Genomic DNA, 14,736 nt, shown 5'->3' on the forward strand with positions numbered 1-14,736 from the left:
GCACGGCGGAGGAGGGTGTCGACGGGACAGGGGGCCCTCCGGCGCGAGCGCAGCCGACCGTGGGGGAGTCGGCAACCGACGACGACGCGGCGGAGGCGCCCGCCAGAGGCAGGCCCGCGCCCCCGGCACGATCCACGAGACACTGCCTAGACCCCGCCCGCCTCCCTGGCCGCCCGCTCGACGCGCTCGCGGTGTGCCTTCCACCACACCGCGTCGCCGTCGGGCGTGTTGACGCCGCCCGGCCGCTGTCCCGTCGCCCCGTCGAGCAACTCCCGGACGATGTCGGCGTGCCCGGCGTGCCGCTGTGTCTCGGCGATCATGTGGGCGAGGCTGTGATGCAGCGTCAGCTCGGCCCCCTCGTCCCCGGGCAGCCGGCCGACCGCGTCCAGCGGCAGCGCCGCGATCGTCTCGTCCGCGTGCGCGCAGGCCTTCCGGTACAGCCCGACGATCTCCTCCCGCGTCTCGTCGGGCCGCGCCCACAGGTCGGCGTTGGGCTCCGCGTCCCCCGTGATCCACAGCGGGGTCCCCGCGAACGGCCGCCCGTAGGTCGCCCCGAAGTACAGCGCCTCCGCCCCGGCCAGGTGCTTGACCAGCCCCAGCAGGTTCGTGCCGGTCGGCGTCACGGGCCGCCGTACGTCGTACTCCGACAGCCCGTCGAGCTTCCACACCAGCGCGTCGCGGGCGTCCTGAAGACAGGTCAGGAGGCCGGCCTTGGGATCCGATCCGCTCATACGGCCAGTCTGACGGCCGGATGATCTTCTGGGCAGGCGATTTCAGGCACGCCGCGACGCCAGCCCCGGGTAGTCGACGACGTACCCGTCCCGGTCGAACTCGATCTCGGCGCGGAACGCCCCGGACACGAACCGGACCAGGCCGCCGCCCCGCCCGGCCGCGCCGAGATACGTGTACGTCTGCCACGACGGCCGCACGGTCAACTCCGGCACGGACACCCAGGCCATCAGGAACCGCCGCTCGCCCGGCCCCCGGTGCAGTCCGTGCCGCAGGACCGGCATGGTGTTGGTGAGCGGGCACAGCCCCAGATCACAGTCGACGGCGCCCTCGAAACCGGGCAGGCGCTCCCCGTCGGCCGTCCACGCGCCCCGCCCGTCGTGCCGCAGATCGAGCGATCTCGTCCGCTCGGCGGTGTCGACCGTGACCCGCAGCCGCCGGGTCACGAACCCGTCGGCGGTGTCGAGTTCGTACGTCACCCAGTAGGGCTCGGGCACCGTCCCGACCGCCCGGCCGCGCACCCGCAGTTCACCCTCGCCGCACTCGGCCCACGCGGTCTCGTAGCCCCTGCTCGCCGTGACGTCCCACGTCAGGACACGCGAAGTGCTCATTCCGTCACTGTACGAGCGGTGGCCCGGTTCCGGCGCTCCGCCGGAACCGGGCCCGGTCTTCCTCAGCCGCGGCCCTTCTTCGGGTCGAGCAGCCCCGCCCGGCGCAGCGCGTCGGCCATCGCGCTGTTCGCCGGCGCCGGGGCCTGGCGCGCGTTGCCGCCCCGCTGACCGCCCCCGCCGCGCTGGCCGGAGCCGGACTGCCGGCGCTGCTGCGGCGGACGCCCGCCACCGCGCTGCGGCCGGCCCTCGTCGGAGGGGCCGCCCTTCGGGGCCGCCTCGTCGTCCAGCCGGAGCGTCAGCGAGATCCGCTTGCGCGGGATGTCGACGTCCAGGACCTTCACCTTGACGATGTCTCCGGGCTTCACCACGTCCCGGGGGTCCTTGACGAACGTCCTCGACATCGCGGAGACGTGCACCAGACCGTCCTGGTGGACGCCGACGTCGACGAAGGCGCCGAAGGCGGCCACGTTCGTCACGACGCCCTCCAGGACCATCCCGGACGACAGGTCGGAGATCTTCTCCACGCCCTCCTTGAAGGTGGCCGTCCGGAACGCGGGCCGCGGGTCGCGCCCGGGCTTCTCCAGCTCCTTGAGGATGTCGGTGACGGTCGGCAGACCGAACGTCTCGTCCACGAAGTCGTCCGGCCGCAGCGAGCGCAGCACCGAGGTGTTGCCGATGAGCGCGGCCACCTCCTGCCCGGAGGTCTTCACCATCCGCCGCACCACCGGATAGGCCTCGGGGTGCACGCTGGAGGCGTCCAGAGGGTCGACGCCGCCGCGGATCCGCAGGAAGCCCGCGCACTGCTCGTACGCCTTGGGGCCGAGCCGCGGCACCTTCTTCAGCTCCGAGCGGGACCTGAACGGCCCGTTGGCGTCGCGGTGCGCCACGATGTTCTCCGCGAGGCCGGAACTGATGCCGGACACGCGGGCGAGCAGCGGGGCCGAGGCGGTGTTGACGTCGACACCGACGCCGTTCACACAGTCCTCCACCACCGCGTCCAGTGAGCGCGACAGCTTCACCTCGGACAGGTCGTGCTGGTACTGGCCGACACCGATCGACTTCGGGTCGATCTTGACGAGCTCGGCGAGCGGGTCCTGCAGCCGGCGGGCGATGGAGACCGCTCCGCGCAGCGACACGTCCATGTCGGGCAGCTCCTGCGAGGCGAAGGCGGAGGCCGAGTACACCGAGGCGCCGGCCTCGGACACCATCACCTTGGTGAGCTTCAGCTCCGGGTGCCGGGTGATGAGGTCACCGGCGAGCTTGTCGGTCTCGCGGGACGCGGTGCCGTTGCCGATCGCGATCAGCTCGACCGCGTGCTCCTCGGCCAGCCGGGCCAGCTTGGCGATCGCCTCGTCCCACTTGTTCGCCGGGACGTGCGGGTAGATCACGTCGGTGGCGACCACCTTGCCGGTCGCGTCCACGACGGCCACCTTCACGCCCGTACGGAAGCCGGGGTCCAGGCCCAGCGTCGCGCGGGTGCCCGCCGGGGCGGCCAGCAGCAGGTCCCGCAGGTTCGCCGCGAACACGTTGACCGCCTCGTCCTCGGCGGCCGTACGCAGCCGGAGCCGCAGGTCGATGCCGAGGTGCACGAGGATCCGGGTCCGCCAGGCCCAGCGGACCGTGTCGGTCAGCCACTTGTCGGCCGGGCGGCCGCGGTCGGCGATGCCGAACCGGTGGGCGACCATCCCCTCGTACGACGAGGGTCCGTCGGTCGGCTCCTCCGGCTCCAGGACGAGGTCGAGGACCTCCTCCTTCTCACCGCGCAGCATCGCCAGGATGCGGTGCGAGGGCAGCTCGGTGAACGGCTCGGCGAAGTCGAAGTAGTCGGCGAACTTCGCGCCGGCCTCCTCCTTGCCCTCCCGCACCTTGGCGGCGAGGCGCCCGCGCACCCACATCCGCTCGCGCAGCTCACCGATCAGGTCGGCGTCCTCCGAGAACCGCTCGGTGAGGATCGCCCGCGCGCCGTCCAGCGCGGCCTGCGGATCGGCGACGCCCTTGTCGGCGTCGACGAAGGCGGCCGCCGCCGCGAGCGGCTCCACCCCCGGGTCGCCGAGCAGCCCGTCGGCGAGCGGCTCCAGACCGGCTTCCCGCGCGATCTGCGCCTTGGTCCGCCGCTTCGGCTTGTACGGCAGGTAGATGTCCTCGAGCCGCGCCTTGGTCTCGGCGCCGCGGATCTGCGCCTCCAACTCGCCGGTGAGCTTGCCCTGCTCGCGCACGGACTCCAGGATCGCCGCCCGGCGCTCCTCCAGCTCCCGCAGATAGCGCAGCCGCTCCTCGATCGTGCGCAGCTGCGCGTCGTCGAGCATCTCGGTCGCTTCCTTGCGGTAGCGGGCGATGAAAGGCACCGTCGAACCGCCGTCGAGCAGCTCCACGGCGGCCTTCACCTGCCGCTCCCGTACGCCGAGTTCCTCGGCGATCCTGCCTTCGATGGACCCTACTTCGATGGACCCGGGTGTCGTCACGATCCCGTACCGCCTTCTCCACTGAGGTTGCGCGGCAATTGTGGCAGGCGGCACCGGCACTCAGGGACCAGGGCGGATTCCCGGGCGGGCCGGGGAGGCGGCGGGGGCCTCGCCTCCCGGCGGCCCGGGCCCGCGGGTCAGGCCCTGCCGTGCCGCGTGGAGGCCGAGGCGCCGCCGAAGAGCCGGGCCAGGGCCCGGAAGGGCAGGGTCACCACGGTGGCGAGGGCGCCACCGACCTGCCGCAGTACGTCTGCGATCGCACGGAACACGTGACTCTCCTTTCCTCTCCCGGCCACCACGGCCGGGAGCGCACGGGTACCTCGCCGACGCCCGGGCATGCCCGCCGACCGCGAACGGCGTGGCAGGAAAGGTGGGGAGAAGGTCATTGCGGCCCCCTCACGAGGGGCCAAGAATCGACCGCATGGCGCAGCGAACCGTCCTCGTCGTCCTCTTCGACGGCGTCCAGAGCCTCGACGTCACCGGGCCGGTGGAGGTCTTCACGGGAGCCGAGAAGGCCGTCCCGGGCACGTACCGCATCGTCACCGCCTCCCTGGACGGCGCGGCGGTACGCACCTCCAGCGGCCTCGCCCTCGTCCCCGACGGACCCCTCACCGACACGCACCGCCCGCACACCCTGCTCGTCCCGGGCGGCCAGGGGACCCGTCGTCCGGACCCGCGCCTGGTCGAATGGGTGCGCGCGCGGGGGTCGCGCGCCGAGCGCCTGGTCTCCGTGTGCACCGGCGCGATCCTGCTGGCCCGGGCGGGGCTGCTGGACGGCCGCCGCGCCACGACCCACTGGGCGTACTGCGCCACCCTGGCCCGCGACCACCCCGCCGTCGAGGTCGACGCCGACCCCATCTACGTACGGGACGGGCACGTGTCGACGTCGGCGGGCGTCACCTCGGGCATCGACCTCGCGCTGGCCCTGGTCGAGGAGGACCTGGGCCGGGAGGTGGCGCTCACCGTCGCCCGTCACCTGGTCGTCTTCCTGCGCAGGCCCGGCAACCAGGCCCAGTTCAGTGCCCAGCTCGCCGCCCAGACGGCCCGGCGGGAACCCCTGCGCGACGTCCAGCAGTGGATCACCGAGCATCCCGCCGCCGACCTGAGCGTCGAGACCCTCGCCGCCCGCGCCCGTCTGTCGCCCCGTCACTTCGCCCGGGCCTTCCGCGCCGAGACCGGCACCACGCCCGGCCGCTACGTCGACCGCGTCCGCCTCGAACACGCCCGCCGGCTCCTGGAGGACACCGCGGACGGTGTCGAGGAGATCTCCCGGGCAAGCGGCTACGGCACGCCCGAGGCCATGCGCCGCGCCTTCCTCCGGGCCCTCGGCACGGGCCCGGCCGAGTACCGGCGCCGGTTCCGCCCCGCGCCCGTCCACTGACACCCACCGGAAGGAAGACCATGCAGATCGCACTCGTCGTCTACGACCGTTTCACCGCCCTCGACGCCGTCGGCCCGTACGAGATCCTCTCCCGCATGCCGGACGCGGAGACCGTCTTCGTGGCCAGGGAGCGCGGCCCCGTCCGCACCGAGACCGGGGCTCTCGCCCTCACCGCCGACAAGGCGCTGGCGGAGGTGCCGCGCCCCGACGTCGTGGTCGTCTCCGGCGGACCCGGCCAGCACGCGCTGATGGAGGACGAGGTCCTCCTGGACTGGCTGCGCGCCGCCGACGCCACCAGCACCTGGACGACCTCCGTGTGCAGCGGGTCGCTGCTGCTCGCCGCCGCGGGTCTGCTCGAGGGGCGCCGTGCCACCTCGCACTGGCTGGCCCTCGACCAGCTCCGGCCCTTCGGCGTCGAGCCCACCGGCGAACGGGTCGTCGTCGACGGCAAGTACGTGACCGCGGCCGGCGTGTCCTCCGGTATCGACATGGCGCTCACCCTGCTCGGCCGGATCGCGGGCGACGACCTCGCACAGGCCGTGCAGCTCGGCACGGAGTACGACCCGCAACCGCCCTACGACGCGGGCTCCCCGCAGAAGGCGCCCGGCCACCTCGTCGACATGCTGCGGGAGCGCAGCCGCTTCATCCTGACGTAGTCCAGGTGAAGCGCGGCTCCCTGCGCTCCAGGAACGCGGCGACGCCCTCCGCGGTGTCGCCGCTGCCGCGGGCCTGAGCGGTCCAGTGGGCGTCCCGGTCGGTGCGGCCGTTCGCGAACTCCTTCGCGGCGGCCTGCGTCAGCTGCGAGCGGGACACCAGCACGCGCGTGAACTCCGCCACCCGGCCGTCGAGTTCCCCGGCCGGCAGCACCTCGTCGACCAGCCCCGTGCGCAGTGCCCGCTCGGTGCCGATCAACTCGCCCGAGAACAGAAGGTACTTGGCGGTGGCCGGCCCCACCAGCGCCACCAGCCGCCGGGTCGCGGAGGAGGGATAGACGATCCCGAGCTTCGCCGGTGTCACCCCGAACAGCGCGCCCTCCTCGGCGAACCGCAGATCGCAGGCGGCCGCGAGCTGCGCGCCACCGCCCACGCAGTGTCCCTTCACCGCCGCCAGCGTCGGCTTCGGAAACGCGGCGAGGGCCTCCTCGGCGCGCCCCGCCAACCCCTGCGCCTCGTCGGGCGATCCCCGGAGGGTGGAGATGTCGGCCCCCGCGCAGAAGGTGCCCCCCGCACCGGTCAGCACGAGTGCCCGGACGCCCGGGTCGGCGGCCAGCTCGTCCAGCAACGGCGGAAGCGCCCGCCACATCTCGGCCGTCATGGCGTTGCGCTTGGCCGGGTGGTGCAGGACGACGGTGGCGACCGCGTCGGTGACGCCGTACAGCAGCTCGGGCTCCATGGGCCGGATGCTAACCGGCCGCCCGCGCGCGTGATCGACCGCCTCCGCCTGAGCGCCCCCGAACCGGCCGAACCATCGAGAGGCGACGACGGAAGCACCGAGAGGTACCGGCCGCAAGCACCGGAAGGCGACGACGGAAGCACCGGAAAGCAGTGACCGGAAGCACCGGAAGGCAGTGACCGGAAGCACCGAGAAGGCGGCGACCCGGCCACGGAGAAGGCAGCGACCGCGTCGCCGGAGGAAACATCGACGGAAGCGTCGAGGGCAGAAGGGATGAGAGGTGGGGTGGGAAAAGGGGAAGCGACCCGAGGAGGCGTCCATGGTCACGTCCACCCACCCGCGGGGCGAGGCGGCGAAGCTCCAGCGGGGGTTCGGCTGGCTCGCGGTCCTCGGGGTGATCCTGGTCGTCGCCGGGCTCGTGGGTCTCGTCCACACCGGCGTCGCCACCCTGACCTCGATGCTCCTGTTCGGCTGGCTGCTGCTGATCGGCGGCGTCGTCGGCCTGCTGCACGCGGTCCAGGCGCGCGGCACCCACTTCTTCTGGCTCGGCGTCATCGTCGCCTCCCTGAACATCGCCGCCGGCGTGGTCGTGATCGGCAGGCCCGACGCGGACGCCGCCGCGCTCGCCATGTTCGCCGCCCTCCTCTTCCTCACCGGCGGCCTCTTCCGGCTGGTCGGCAGCCTGGTCGTGCGTGGCTCGCAGTTCGGCTGGACGTTGCTGCTGGGCGCCTTCGACCTGCTGCTGGGCATCCTGGTGCTGGTCGACCGGCCGAGCAGCAGTCAGTACGTCATCGGCTGCTTCCTCTCCCTCGCGCTCCTCTTCGACGGCCTGGGGCTGATCGCCTCCGGGTTCGGCGGCCGGCGCATCGTCGGACTGGTCTCCGAGCGACTGGCCGGGGAGAGCGCACCGGGGGGACGAATCGGGCGAGCGTCACGCCAAACCCGTACAACCCGAATAATGCGCGAAGGTGGCGCGAAGGTGGCGGGAGTCGCCGAATCGCTGGCAGCCTTCGACATGAACGGTCGGAAACGCTCGATAAGTGCTGACTTCTGTTCAGTCATCGGGAGCCAAGCGCCTCGTTGCCAACACTCGACGTGTGGCGACAACCGAGCGCAAGGGTGGCGACCGGACGATGGACGATCACGGGCGTGGGTCCGGCCCGCGCCCAGAAGGCGACACGGGCGCACTTCCGGAGCCTTCCGAGAAGGCCCAGGCTCCCGGGCCCCCCGAGACCGACATGCCGCGGCCGTTGCCGTACGAAGGGGTCTGGCGGTTCACCGCCGCCGCCGTGGACGCCTCGGTCCCGCAGGCACGACACGCCGTTCGGGACCTGCTGCTGCGCCAGGGAGTGCCCGTCTCGGACGACCTCGTCCAGGGGCTCCTGCTGATCGTCTCGGAACTGGTGACCAACGCCGTCCGGCACGCGGCGCTGCTGTCGCCGGTGCTCGCGGTTGAGGTGGCCGTCGGCGCCGAGTGGCTGCGACTGTCCGTGGAGGACAGCCACCCCTACCGCCCGACCGCCCTGGAGACCGACCCCGCCCGCACGGGCGGCCGCGGACTGCTGCTGGTGCGGGAGATCACCAGGGAGGCGGGCGGAGTGTGCGACGTGGAGCACACGGCGAGCGGCGGCAAGGTGGTCTGGGTCGCCCTGCCGCTCAAAACCGCGGGCGCCGTCTGATCACCAGCCGGCCGACGGGCCCGTCAGTTCCCTGACCGCGGGCCGGACGGCGTCCAGCACGGTCATGAACCAGGCGGAGAAGGTGTCCTTCGCGTGCCGCTCGGCCAGTTCGGCGGGTGTCACGAAGGCCGTCTCGCCGACCTCGTCCGCGTCCGGCCGCAGCGGGGACTGCACCATCCCGACGAACAGGTGGTTGTACTCCTGCTCCACCAGGCCGGACGCCGGGTCCGGGTGGTTGTAGCGGACCGTGCCCGCCTCCGCGAGCAGCGACGGGGACACGCCCAGCTCCTCGAAGGTGCGCCGCGCGGCCGCCGCGAAGGGCGCCTCGCCCGGGTAGGGGTGACCGCAGCAGGTGTTGGACCAGACACCGGGGGAGTGGTACTTGCCGAGCGCTCGCCGCTGGAGCAGCAGCCGGCCGTACTCGTCGAAGAGGAACACCGAGAACGCCCGGTGCAGCTGCCCCGGCGGCTGATGGGCGGCGAGCTTCTCCGCGGTGCCGACGGTCACGCCGTTCTCGTCGACGAGCTCCAGCAGAATCGCGTCCGCGGTGCCGTTCGACGAACCGGTCGTCGTGGTGGCAGGTGTGATCGGCATACCCATCCTTAGCATCGGTCCTCGCGCCCCCAAGTCTGCCGTACGCGCCCGGCACTCCCGGCACTTCGCGCGAACGCCCGCATGTCCCGCGCACGGCAACGGGGCCCGGTGGCTGATCTTGCCCGGCGCGGTGCGCGGGGAACCGTCCTGAACGGGTGTGCGGATCCGTACGGCGCCCCGGTGTCCGGGCCGCTCAGTGGCAGAGCCGGGCCTCGTGCTCGGCGTGCCCGACCGGCTCCAGCTGGAACGTGCAGTGCGCCACGTCGAAGTGGTCGCCCAGGCAGCCCTGGAGCTCGTGGAGCATCTTCTCGTGGCCGATCGCGTTCAGCACGTCCGAGCGCACCACCACGTGCGCTGACAGCACGGGCATCCCGGAGGTGATCGTCCAGGCGTGCAGGTCGTGCACGTCCTCCACGCCGTCCAGGGCCAGTACGTGCGCCCGCACCTCCGCCATGTCGACGTCCTTGGGGGCCGCCTCCAGCAGGACGTCCAGGGTCTCGCGCAGCAGTTTGAGGGTCCGCGGCACGATCATCAGGCCGATGACGAGGGAGGCGATCGGGTCGGCGGCCTGCCAGCCGGTGGTCAGGATCACCGCCGCCGAGACCAGCACCGCCACCGAGCCCAGCGCGTCCGCCGCCACCTCCAGGAACGCGCCCCGCACGTTCAGGCTGTCCGCCTGGCCGCGCATCAGCAGCGTGAGCGAGACCGTGTTCGCGACCAGGCCGACCGCGCCGAACACGATCATCAGCCCGCCCTCGGTGGCGGCCGGCGTGAAGAACCGCTGCGCGGCCTCGTACAGGATGTAGCCGCCCACCCCGAGCAGCAGCAGGCAGTTGGCGAGGGCGGCCAGGATCTCCGCGCGGGCGAAGCCGAAGGTGCGGTGCTCGCTCGGGGGCCGGTTGGCGAAGTGGATGGCGAGCAGCGCCATGCCGAGACCGAGCGCGTCCGTCGCCATGTGCGCCGCGTCCGCGATCAGGGCGAGGGAGTCCGCGAGCACCCCGCCGACGATCTCCACCACCATCACGGTGAGTGTGATCGCCAGCGCCACCCGCAGTCTGCCGCGGTACGCCGCAGCGGCCGTACCGTTGGTCGGCACGTGCGCGTGCGTGTGGCCGTGGTCGTGCCCAGCGCCCATGGGAGAAAGCCCTCCTGTGTTGCGTCCGGGACCACAGTCAACTACGGGTGGGGGGTATGGGGCAACGCGGCACTGAACACCGTTGTCATCTGCCCTGACCTGCGGAAACCAACCGCAGGTCAGGGCAGCCTCACTTACCGTGCGGCGTCCTCGCCCGGCCGCCCCGGAGCGCGGTTTGTCGGCCGGGCCGCCGATCGCCCATGATGATCTCGGCACAGGCCGGTTCACACCGTGCTCTCCGACCGCGCGATCCGACCTGAACGGCCGGTGAACACGGCCTTCGCGGCATCCGATAGCCTCTGCCGACATGCCGCCCGCCTGGTGCCGCCAAGGGGCGCCCCCACCATGCAGATGACCGACGTGGACGCGTCGGTACCCAGGGAGTGAGTTCGGTTGCCGACCGCCATCCTCACCGGTCAGCCGGTCCCCGGATCGTCGATAGAGTCGGACCTGCGGTCCCTCGGTTTCGACGTCCGGGCCGCCGCCGACGCCGCCGACGCGGAGACGCTCCTCGCCGCGGTCCCCGGTGACGAGCGGGTCGCCGTCGTCGACGCCCGCTTCGTGGGCCACCTGCACGCGCTGCGTCTCGGCCTCACCGACCCCCGCTTCCCGCTCGCCGCGGTCCCGGGCGCCGTGACCGCCCAGGCGGCCGGCCGTCAGGCACTGACCCGGGCGATGGCCCGGGAGACCTCCGCGAGCGGCGGGACGGCGCTCGCCGTCGACAGCCTCGCCGACCGCGTCGTCGCCGCCCTGGACGCCGACGGCGCCGACGTCCACCGGCCCGAGCTCGGCACCCTGGTCGCGGAGGTCCCCGCCGACCCGCAGGCCCGCAACGAGGCACGGCAGGCGGTCGCGGCCGTCGACGACGAGGCCGTGCGCCTGAAGTCGGCCGTGAAGGCGCGCGACGGCTTCTTCACCACCTTCTGCATCAGCCCGTACTCGCGTTACATCGCCCGCTGGTGCGCCCGCCGGGGCCTCACCCCGAACCAGGTCACCACCGCCTCGCTGCTCACCGCGCTGATCGCGGCCGGCTGCGCGGCCACCGGAACCCGCGGCGGCTTCGTCGCCGCCGGCCTGCTGCTGCTCTTCTCCTTCGTGCTGGACTGCACCGACGGCCAGCTCGCCCGCTACTCCCTGCAGTACTCCACCCTCGGCGCCTGGCTGGACGCCACCTTCGACCGGGCCAAGGAGTACGCCTACTACGCCGGCCTCGCCCTCGGAGCCGCCCGCGGCGGCGACGACGTGTGGGCGCTGGCCCTCGGCGCGATGGTCCTGCAGACCTGCCGGCACGTCGTGGACTTCTCCTTCAACGAGGCCAACCACGACGCCACCGCCAACACCAGCCCCACTGCCGCCCTCTCCGACAAGCTGGACAGCGTCGGCTGGACGGTCTGGGTGCGCCGGATGATAGTGCTGCCCATCGGTGAACGATGGGCCATGATCGCCGTCCTGACCGCGGTCACCACCCCGCGGGTCACCTTCTACGCTCTGCTGATCGGCTGCGCCTTCGCGGCGACGTACACCACGGCCGGCCGCGTCCTGCGCTCGCTGACCCGCAAGGCCGAGCGGACGGACCGGGCCGCGCAGGCGCTGGCGGACCTGGCGGACAACGGGCCGCTGGCCGCCGTCGCGGGGAAGCCGCGCAGCCGGAACACCCGCTTGCGCGGCGGATCCCCGCTGCTCCTGGCAGTGATCGGCACCGTCGTCCTCGTCTCGGCCGTCCTCTCCGGCGAACCCTGGGCGGCCGTCGGCGGCGCGGCCGTCCACGTCGTCACCTCCGGGCTCGCCCTGTCCCAGCCCCTCAAGGGCGCCCTCGACTGGCTCGTCCCCCCGCTGTTCCGCGCCGCCGAATACGGCACCGTCCTGATCCTCGCGGCCCAGGCCGAGGTGAACGGAGCGCTACCGGCGGCTTTCGGGCTGGTGGCGGCCGTCGCCTACCATCACTACGACACGGTGTACCGCATCCGCGGCAACGCCGGAGCGCCGCCGGCCTGGCTGGTGCGCGCGGTCGGGGGGCAGGAAGGACGGACCCTGCTGGTCGCGGTCCTGGCGGCGCTGCTGACCGCCGAGCAGTTCACGCTCGCGCTCACGGTGCTCGCGGTGGCCGTCGCCCTCGTGGTGCTCGCCGAGAGCATCCGCTTCTGGGTGTCCGCTGGGGCGCCCGCCGTACACGATGAAGGAGAACCCGCATGATCGGCCTCGTGCTGGCGGCCGGCGCCGGACGGCGTCTGCGCCCCTACACCGACACCCTGCCGAAGGCGCTGGTGCCGGTGGGGCCCGCGGGCATAGAGGGCGAACCCACGGTGCTGGACCTGACGCTCGGCAACTTCGCCGAGATCGGTCTGACCGAGGTCGCGGTCATCGTCGGCTACCGCAAGGAGGCCGTCTACGAGCGCAAGGCGGCCCTGGAGCAGAAGTACGGCCTCCGGCTCACCCTCATCGACAACGACAAGGCCGAGGAGTGGAACAACGCCTACTCCCTGTGGTGCGGACGTGACGCCCTCAAGGACGGCGTGATCCTCGCCAACGGCGACACCGTCCACCCGGTCTCCGTCGAGAAGACGCTGCTCGCCGCCCGCGGCGACGGCAAGAGGATCATCCTCGCCCTCGACACCGTGAAGTCCCTGGCCGACGAGGAGATGAAGGTCGTCGTCGACCCCGAGAAGGGCATGACGAAGATCACCAAGCTGATGGACCCCGCCGAGGCCACCGGCGAGTACATCGGCGTCACCCTCATCGAGGGCGACGCGGCCGCCGAGCTGGCGGACGCGCTGAAGACCGTGTGGGAGACCGACCCGCAGCAGTTCTACGAGCACGGCTACCAGGAGCTCGTCAACCGCGGCTTCCGCATCGACGTGGCGCCGATCGGCGACGTCGCGTGGGTCGAGATCGACAACCACGACGACCTCGCCCGGGGACGGGAGATCGCGTGCCAGTACTGACCCGGCTCATCCCCTCGCCGCTCGTCGTGGACATCCGCCCGGGTGCCCTCGACGACGTGGCGTGCGTCCTCGCTGACGAGCGCATCTCGCACTCCGGCCGGCTGGCCGTCGCCGTCAGCGGCGGCTCCGGCGCCCGGCTGCGCGAGCGGCTCGCGCCCTCGATGCCCGGCGCCACCTGGTACGAGGTCGGCGGCGGCACCCTCGACGACGCCGTGCGGCTGGCGAGCGACATAAAGGCCGGCCACTACGACGCGGTCGTCGGCCTCGGCGGCGGCAAGATCATCGACTGCGCGAAGTTCGCCGCGGCACGCGTCGGCCTTCCCCTGGTCGCCGTCCCGACGAACCTCGCGCACGACGGACTGTGCTCCCCGGTCGCCACCCTCGACAACGACGCGGGCCGCGGCTCCTACGGCGTGCCCAACCCGATCGCGGTCGTCATCGACCTCGACGTCATCCGCGAGGCCCCGGTGCGCTTCGTGCGGGCCGGCATCGGCGACGCCGTCTCCAACATCTCCGCGATCGCGGACTGGGAGCTGGCCCACCGCGTCAAGGGCGAGAAGATCGACGGCCTCGCCGCCGCGATCGCCCGGCAGGCGGGCGAGGCGGTGCTGCGGCACCCGGGCGGCATCGGCGACACCGACTTCCTCCAGGTGCTCGCCGAGGCGCTGGTCCTCAGCGGCATCGCCATGTCGGTCTCCGGCGACTCGCGGCCGTCCTCCGGCGCCTGCCACGAGATCAACCACGCCTTCGACCTGCTGTTCCCCAAGCGTGCCGCCGCCCACGGCGAGCAGTGCGGACTGGGCGCGGCCTTCGCGATGTACCTGCGCGGAGCCCACGAGGAGTCGGCCTACATGGCCGAGGTGCTCAGGCGGCACGGACTGCCGGTACTGCCGGAGGAGATCGGCTTCACCCCGGACGAGTTCGTCCGCGCCGTGGAGTTCGCCCCCGAGACCCGGCCCGGCCGCTACACGATCCTCGAACACCTCGACCTCAAGACCGAACAGATCAAGGACATCTACGCCGACTATGTCAAGGCCATCGGTAGCTGAACTCAGACCGGTCGTCCACCCCCCGGGGGTGAAGGACCGGCGCAGCGGTGAGCACTGGATGGGACGCCTCTACATGCGCGAGGTGTCCCTGCGGGTCGACCGCTACCTGGTCAACACCAGGGTCACGCCCAACCAGCTCACGTACCTGATGACCGTCTTCGGTGTCCTCGCGGCCCCGGCGCTCCTGGTGCCGGGGATCCCGGGCGCCGTGCTGGGCGTGGTCATGGTCCAGATGTACCTGCTGCTGGACTGCGTCGACGGCGAGATCGCGCGCTGGAAGAAGCAGTACTCGCTCGGCGGGGTCTACCTGGACCGGGTCGGCGCGTACCTCACCGACGCCGCGGTGCTCGTCGGCTTCGGTCTGCGCGCCGCCGACCTGTGGGGCTCCGGACGGATCGACTGGCTCTGGGCCTTCCTCGGCACGCTGGCCGCTCTCGGCGCGATCCTGATCAAGGCCGAGACGGACCTGGTCGGCGTCGCCCGTCACCAGGGCGGCCTGCCGCCGGTCAAGGAGACCGCGTCCGAGCCGCGTTCCTCCGGCATGGCGCTGGCCCGCCGGGCCGCCTCGGCGCTCAAGTTCCACCGGCTGATCCTCGGGATCGAGGCGTCCCTGCTGATCCTGGTCCTGGCCGTCGCCGACCAGGTGCGCGGCGACCTGTTCTTCTCCCGGCTCGGCGTCGCGGTGCTGGCCGGCATCGCGCTGCTGCAGACGCTGCTGCACCTCGTGTCCATCCTCGCCTCCAGCAGGCTGCGGTGAGCGCC

At 72.5% G+C, this 14,736-nt stretch carries 14 protein-coding genes and 1 pseudogene; 8 read left to right on the top strand and 7 right to left on the bottom strand.

The window, feature by feature from the left end; genetic code table 11:
* Positions 1–146: 146 nt before the first annotated feature.
* From ACIBBD_RS10655 to ACIBBD_RS10670, 4 genes are all read right to left on the bottom strand, one after another.
* Complete coding sequence (locus ACIBBD_RS10655; RefSeq protein ID WP_399418955.1) at positions 147–731, bottom strand: DinB family protein; 585 nt, start codon at positions 729–731, stop codon at positions 147–149.
* A 42-nt stretch (positions 732–773) separates the two neighbouring features.
* Positions 774–1,340 carry a putative glycolipid-binding domain-containing protein gene (locus tag ACIBBD_RS10660; RefSeq protein ID WP_399418956.1) on the bottom strand — a complete coding sequence of 189 codons (567 nt, stop codon included), beginning with the start codon at positions 1,338–1,340 and terminating at the stop codon, positions 774–776.
* Positions 1,341–1,402: 62 nt separating this feature from the next.
* Positions 1,403–3,802 carry a Tex family protein gene (locus tag ACIBBD_RS10665; RefSeq protein ID WP_399418957.1) on the bottom strand — a complete coding sequence of 800 codons (2,400 nt, stop codon included), beginning with the start codon at positions 3,800–3,802 and terminating at the stop codon, positions 1,403–1,405.
* Between the two features lie 137 nt (positions 3,803–3,939).
* The gene (locus ACIBBD_RS10670) at positions 3,940–4,071 is read right to left on the bottom strand and encodes an LPFR motif small protein (protein ID WP_399418958.1); all 132 of its coding nucleotides are present in this window, start codon (positions 4,069–4,071) and stop codon (positions 3,940–3,942) included.
* Positions 4,072–4,223: 152 nt separating this feature from the next.
* Between ACIBBD_RS10670 and ACIBBD_RS10675 the strand changes: the two genes are divergently transcribed.
* Positions 4,224–5,183 carry a GlxA family transcriptional regulator gene (locus tag ACIBBD_RS10675; protein ID WP_399418959.1) on the top strand — a complete coding sequence of 320 codons (960 nt, stop codon included), beginning with the start codon at positions 4,224–4,226 and terminating at the stop codon, positions 5,181–5,183.
* Between the two features lie 20 nt (positions 5,184–5,203).
* Positions 5,204–5,839, top strand: coding sequence for a DJ-1/PfpI family protein (locus tag ACIBBD_RS10680; protein WP_399418960.1), 636 nt, complete (start codon positions 5,204–5,206; stop codon positions 5,837–5,839).
* On the opposite strand, the gene ACIBBD_RS10685 is transcribed toward ACIBBD_RS10680, so the two are convergent.
* Positions 5,826–6,575, bottom strand: a complete 750-nt coding sequence (locus ACIBBD_RS10685; protein WP_399418961.1) for an enoyl-CoA hydratase/isomerase family protein — start codon at positions 6,573–6,575, stop codon at positions 5,826–5,828. The two genes, ACIBBD_RS10680 and ACIBBD_RS10685, sit on opposite strands and share 14 nt — an antisense overlap.
* Before the next feature lie 319 nt (positions 6,576–6,894).
* On the opposite strand from ACIBBD_RS10685, the pseudogene ACIBBD_RS10690 reads away from it, so the two are divergent.
* Together ACIBBD_RS10690 and ACIBBD_RS10695 are read left to right on the top strand one after the other, a co-directional pair.
* Positions 6,895–7,485: pseudogene (locus ACIBBD_RS10690) on the top strand (HdeD family acid-resistance protein); the annotation flags it as partial.
* Positions 7,486–7,708: 223 nt separating this feature from the next.
* Positions 7,709–8,254 (top strand): ATP-binding protein, encoded by a 546-nt coding sequence (locus ACIBBD_RS10695; protein ID WP_399418962.1) that lies wholly within the window; start codon positions 7,709–7,711, stop codon positions 8,252–8,254.
* Here the strand turns inward: ACIBBD_RS10695 and idi are convergent, their stop codons facing one another.
* Both idi and ACIBBD_RS10705 read right to left on the bottom strand, forming a co-directional pair.
* Entirely contained in the window at positions 8,255–8,848 is a 594-nt protein-coding gene (gene idi, locus ACIBBD_RS10700; RefSeq protein ID WP_399418963.1) for an isopentenyl-diphosphate Delta-isomerase, read from the bottom strand.
* 193 nt (positions 8,849–9,041) lie between these two features.
* A complete protein-coding gene (locus ACIBBD_RS10705) occupies positions 9,042–9,983 on the bottom strand; it encodes a cation diffusion facilitator family transporter (protein WP_399418964.1) in 942 nt (313 codons plus the stop codon).
* 393 nt (positions 9,984–10,376) lie between these two features.
* On the opposite strand from ACIBBD_RS10705, the gene ACIBBD_RS10710 reads away from it, so the two are divergent.
* Genes ACIBBD_RS10710 through ACIBBD_RS10725 form a run of 4 tightly spaced genes read left to right on the top strand, consistent with a single transcriptional unit; the run spans position 10,377 to position 14,731 of the window.
* Positions 10,377–12,176 (top strand): DUF5941 domain-containing protein, encoded by a 1,800-nt coding sequence (locus ACIBBD_RS10710; protein ID WP_399418965.1) that lies wholly within the window; start codon positions 10,377–10,379, stop codon positions 12,174–12,176.
* Positions 12,173–12,925: a sugar phosphate nucleotidyltransferase gene (locus ACIBBD_RS10715; protein ID WP_399418966.1), complete on the top strand. Its 753-nt coding sequence runs from the start codon at positions 12,173–12,175 to the stop codon at positions 12,923–12,925. The genes ACIBBD_RS10710 and ACIBBD_RS10715 overlap by 4 nt, the downstream gene beginning before the upstream one ends.
* On the top strand, positions 12,913–13,974 hold the full coding sequence (locus ACIBBD_RS10720) for an iron-containing alcohol dehydrogenase family protein (protein WP_399418967.1): 1,062 nt from the start codon (positions 12,913–12,915) through the stop codon (positions 13,972–13,974). Before ACIBBD_RS10715 ends, ACIBBD_RS10720 begins: the two co-directional genes overlap by 13 nt.
* Positions 13,952–14,731, top strand: a complete 780-nt coding sequence (locus tag ACIBBD_RS10725; protein ID WP_399418968.1) for a CDP-alcohol phosphatidyltransferase family protein — start codon at positions 13,952–13,954, stop codon at positions 14,729–14,731. The genes ACIBBD_RS10720 and ACIBBD_RS10725 overlap by 23 nt, the downstream gene beginning before the upstream one ends.
* Positions 14,732–14,736 lie beyond the last annotated feature (5 nt).

Origin of the sequence: Streptomyces sp. NPDC051315 (assembly GCF_044455165.1) — a bacterium.
Classification (GTDB): domain Bacteria; phylum Actinomycetota; class Actinomycetes; order Streptomycetales; family Streptomycetaceae; genus Streptomyces.